This is a genomic window from Kitasatospora sp. NPDC057198, from assembly GCF_042670125.1.
Lineage (GTDB): Bacteria > Actinomycetota > Actinomycetes > Streptomycetales > Streptomycetaceae > Kitasatospora.
This window is the reverse complement of sequence record NZ_JBHUWH010000563.1, coordinates 1-4665: the sequence shown is the minus strand read 5'-3', so window position 1 is coordinate 4665 and position 4665 is coordinate 1. Positions and strand designations below refer to the sequence as shown.

The window sequence follows — 4665 nt, the reverse complement described above, 5'->3', positions numbered from 1 at the left end:
CTCAAGGGCTGGACCGGCACCTGTGCCACCTGCAACCGCCCCCTACCCCGCACAAGAACCAGACACAGAACCAGAACCTAACGAAGCACTACTAGCATCGGGGGCATGAACGCCCCGCCCGCGCCGCTGCTGAGACGACTGCCACCGTGGGCCTGGGTGGCGGTCGGCTGGTGCGCGGTGGTCGGCGTCCGGGCGGTGCAGCGCGAGGACGAGTTCGCCCGGCTGCTGCGCTACCACGGCAACGTCGAGGACGCGCCGCTGCTGATCACCGCGGTCGTCACCACGCTGGCCGCGCTGCTGGTGCCCAGGGCTCCGGCGGGGGCGGTCGCCGTGGCCGTCGCCGGATCGGTCGCCGCGCTCGGGACGACCGTCGCCGCCGCACCGGTCGTGCTGTTCCTGTTCGCGGACGTGCTGGTCGGCGTCACCGCCGCCGCCCGCCGCCGCCGCACCTCGCTGCTCGCCGCCGCGCTGCCCGTGCTGGCCGTCGCCGGGTACGCGCTCCGGCAGACCGCCCTCGGCAACCCCGGGCAGCTCTCCCCGGCGCTGGGGCTGACCGCCGCCACCGCCGTCGGTTGGCTGGTCGGCCACACCGTCCGGCAGCAGCGCCGGCACGACGCCGAACTGGCCGGCCGCGCCACCGAGCAGGCCGTCACCGCCGAACGGCTGCGGATCGCCCGCGAGTTGCACGACATGGTGGCGCACAGCATGGGCGTGATCGCGGTGCAGGCGGCGGTCGCCGGGCGGGTCATCGACACCCAGCCCGCCGAGGCCCGGACCGCGCTCGGCGCGATCGAGACCACCGGCCGGGAGACCCTGGCCGGGCTGCGCCGGATGCTCGGCCTGCTGCGGGCCGGCGACCCCGAACCGGCCCCGCCCGCCCCCGCCGCGCTCGTCTCGCTCGCCGACCTGGACGCGCTGGCCGCCCGCGCCGCCGACGCGGGCGTCCGCGTCGAACTGCGCCGCCTCGGGCCGTCCGGCCCGCTGCCCGCCGAGGTCGAACTGGCCGCGTTCCGGATCGTCCAGGAGTCCGTCACCAACGTGGCCCGGCACGCCGGGACCGGCCGCTGCACCGTCACCCTCGACCGGCGCCCCGGCGAACTCGCCCTGGAGATCCGCGACTCCGGCCGCGGCCCGGCCCCCGGCGGCACCGGCTGGGGCATCGCCGGGATGCGCGAGCGCGCCGCCCTGCTGCACGGCACGCTCACCGCCGGGCCCGGCCCCGACGGCGGCTTCCTGGTCGCCGCGACCCTGCCCCTGCCCGACGGGGAGCGGCCGTGATCCGCGTCCTGCTGGTCGACGACCAGCCGCTGATCCGCACCGGCCTGCGGGTGCTGATCGCCGACACCCCCGACCTGGAGGTGGTCGGCGAGGCCGGCGACGGCGCCGCCGCCGTCGAACTCGCCGCCCGGCTGCGCCCCGACGTCGCCGTGATGGACCTGCGGATGCCCGGCCTGGACGGCATCGAGGCGACCCGCCGGATCACCGCCGACCCCGGCTGCGCGACGCACGTCCTGGTGCTGACCACCTTCGACGAGGACGCCCACGTGTTCGGCGCGCTGCACGCCGGGGCCAGCGGCTTCCTGGTCAAGGACAGCCGGGTCGAGGACGTCCTCGACGGCATCCGCACCGTCGCCGCCGGCGACGCCCTGCTCGCGCCCGGCGTCACCCGCCGGCTGATCTCCGCCTACACCGGCGCGGCCCCGTCCCCGCGCGCCGACCTGCCCGGCGTCACCGGACGCGAGCGAGAGGTGCTGACCCTGGTCGGCCAGGGCCTGTCCAACGCGGAGATCGCCGCCCGCCTGACCATCAGCGCCGCCACCGCGAAGGCCCACGTGGCCCGGCTGTTCACCAAACTGGACGCCCGCGACCGGGTCCACCTGGTGATCCTCGCCTACCGGGCCGGACTGGTCACCCCCTGACGCCCGGTCAGCCGTCCGGGGCCGGCCCCACCGATGCCGGCCCTTCCCCGGGGTGAAGGCCGCCCCCGGCTGCTCCCCGGCCCGCAGAACGGCGCCACGCCCACCGACGGCGCCACGCCCACGGTCGGCGCACTGCCCGGCCGGGCGCGGCCCCGCTGCCTACGCTCGCCCCGCCCGGACCGGGGCGGTGGCACGTGCAACGGGAGAGCGGATGACGGGACGGATGTACAGAGCGGTGCGGACGGCGGCGGCGGCGCTGCTGCTCGCGACGGGGCCGGTGCTGGCCGCGCCGCAGGCGGTCGCGGACCCGCCGACCGGCGGGACGGTGATCGTCAACGAGACCTTCGAGGGCTCCTCGGTGTCGGACCCGTCCTGGGTGCCGCTGGGTACCACCTGCCTGACCGGCGCTCCGGTGGGCAGCACGCCCGCGTCCGGCGCCGCGCAGATCCCCGCCTGTCCGACCGGCGGCACCCCGGCCGCGCCGGTGCCCGGCACGTTGCCCGGCTACCTGCAACTGAACGACTCGGCCGGGTTCGTCGGCGGCTCGCTGCTGTACCGCCGCCCGGTGCCCTCCTCGGCGGGTCTGTCGGTGACCTTCGAGCAGTACCAGTACGGCGGCACCCAGGCACCCGGCGACGGCATCGGCTTCTACCTGGTGGACGGTGCGACCCCGCTGGACACCAAGGGCGCCGACGGCGGCAGCCTCGGCTACGCGCAGCGCAACCTCAGCCCCGGCGTGGTCGGCGGCTACCTCGGCGTCGGCCTCGACATGTACGGCAACTTCTACAACGACGGTGAGAAGCGGGGCTCGAACTGCCCGGTCGGCCAGCGGTCGCCGGTCAAGGTGGACGGCCAGGTCGCGCCCAACGTGATCACCCTGCGCGGCCCGGGTGTCGGCATCTCCGGCTACTGCTACCTGGCCTCCACCACCCAGCCCCCGGTCGGCAACCCGCCCAGGGCCGCGACCACGCTGCCCGGCAGCCTGGGCGCGCCGTTCGGCACCACCGACCCGGCGGTCGCCAAGCGCACCGTCAACGTGCAGATCACCCCGGCGCCCTCGCCCCGGGTGATCGTCCAGGTGGACTTCCAGGACGGCACCGGCTGGCACCAGGTGCTGGACGAGCCGGCCCCGGCCGGGCTGCCGTCCACCTACAAGTTCGGGTTCAGCGCCTCCACCGGCGGCTCCACCGACGTGCACCTGATCCGGAACGTGAACGCCTCCTCGATCCTGCCGCTGGGCGCGCTCGACCTGGTCAAGCAGGTCGACCGGACCGGGGCGCCGCTGCCTGCCGTGATCACCGCCGGGACGGTCATCCCGTACCAGTACGTGGTCACCAACGCCGGTGACGTGCCGATGAGTTCGCTGTCCGTCACGGACGACAGGCTGGCACCGGTGAGCTGCCCGACCACGGTCCTGCCGCCCACTCCCGAGCCCGGCTCGACCGTGGTGTGCACCGGCCGCTACACCGTCACGGCCGCGGACGTCGCCGCCGGGCAGGTGGTCAACACCGCGAACGCCACCGCGACCGCGGCGGGCGGCGGCCAGTTGCAAGCCGAACCGTCCACCGTCACGGTGCCGTTGACCTCCTCGATGACGCTCGTCAAGCAGGCCGTCACGCCCGTCCCGCACCTCGTCGGCGATGTGGTCGACTACACCTTCACCGTCACCAACACCGGCGGCTCCACGCTCTCCACCGTGGTCGTCCAGGACCCGAAGATCACCGACGTGTCCTGCCCCGCCTCGGTGGTGCAGCCCGGGGACCAGATCGTCTGCACCGGCAGCCACACCGTCACCGCAGCCGACCTGGAGGCCGGCTGGTTCACCAACACCGCCACCGCCAGTGCGGTCTCCCCGATCGGGCAGACCGTCACGGCCGTCCCGTCGGCCGTGACCATCCCGGTGGGCCCCGCCGACAACTACGCCGACCTCGGCGTCACCGTCGCCGCCGACCCGACGGTGCTGCCGGTCGGCTCCAGCACCACCTTCACCGTCACCCTGCACAACTACGGGCCGCACGAGGCGACCAACGCGGTCGTCGCCAACCCGGTGCCCGTCGGGACGACGCTGCTCACCGCGACGCCCGCCGCCGGCACCTCGTACGACCCGGCGACCGGCACCTGGAAGGTGCCCGTGCTGGCCAAGGGCGGGGAGGTGCGGCTCACCCTGCTGGTCCGGCTGGACGTCGCCGCGCCGGCCACCGACACCGCCACCGTCACCGGCGCCAACCAGTACGACCCGGTGAAGGAGAACAACACGGCGAGCGCCACCGTCCAGGCACTCAACGAGACCGACATCGCGATCGGCAAGAGCGTCGACCCGGCCCGTCAGGAGGTCGGCGGGCAGACGGTGTTCACCGTCACCGCCACCAACAACGGCCCGGCGCCCGCCACCGGGCTGACCGTCGACGACCTGCTGCCCGCCGGGCTGGAACTGGTCTCGGCCGCCCCGAGCACCGGCAGCTACGCGGCCGGCACCGGGGTGTGGACGATCGGGAACCTCGCCGTCGGCGACCAGGCCCGGCTGCTGCTGACCGTCCGCGCCGCCGAGCCCGGCACCCGCACCAACACCGCCGAGCTGGGCGAGCTCGACCAGGAGGACACCGACCCGTCCAACAACAGCGCGAGTGCCACCGTGACCGTCGACGCCCCCAGCCCGTCGCCCAGCCCCTCGCCGAGCCCCAGCCCCAGCCCCTCGCCGAGCCCCAGCCCGTCGCCGAGCCCCACGCCGGAACCGACCCCGAGCCCG

The 4665-nt window shown here is 75.3% G+C and carries 3 protein-coding genes; all 3 read left to right on the top strand.

Features of this window, described 5'->3' with window-relative positions; all coding sequences use genetic code 11:
• The first annotated feature begins 105 nt into the window (after window positions 1-105).
• Window positions 106-1278: a sensor histidine kinase gene (locus ACFUEL_RS35500; protein WP_380241675.1), complete on the top strand. Its 1173-nt coding sequence runs from the start codon at window positions 106-108 to the stop codon at window positions 1276-1278.
• On the top strand, window positions 1275-1919 hold the full coding sequence (locus ACFUEL_RS35495) for a response regulator (RefSeq protein WP_380241673.1): 645 nt from the start codon (window positions 1275-1277) through the stop codon (window positions 1917-1919). The genes ACFUEL_RS35500 and ACFUEL_RS35495 overlap by 4 nt, the downstream gene beginning before the upstream one ends.
• 211 nt (window positions 1920-2130) lie before the next feature.
• Window positions 2131-4665, top strand: a 2535-nt coding sequence (locus ACFUEL_RS35490; RefSeq protein ID WP_380241671.1) for a hypothetical protein, incomplete at its 3' end; no start/stop codon positions are given.

What these genes read in the sequence shown, in the direction of transcription:
- ACFUEL_RS35500 (WP_380241675.1), top strand. Translation starts at nt 106, where the DNA reads ATGAACGCCCCGCCCGCGCCGCTGCTGAGACGACTGCCACCGTGGGCC.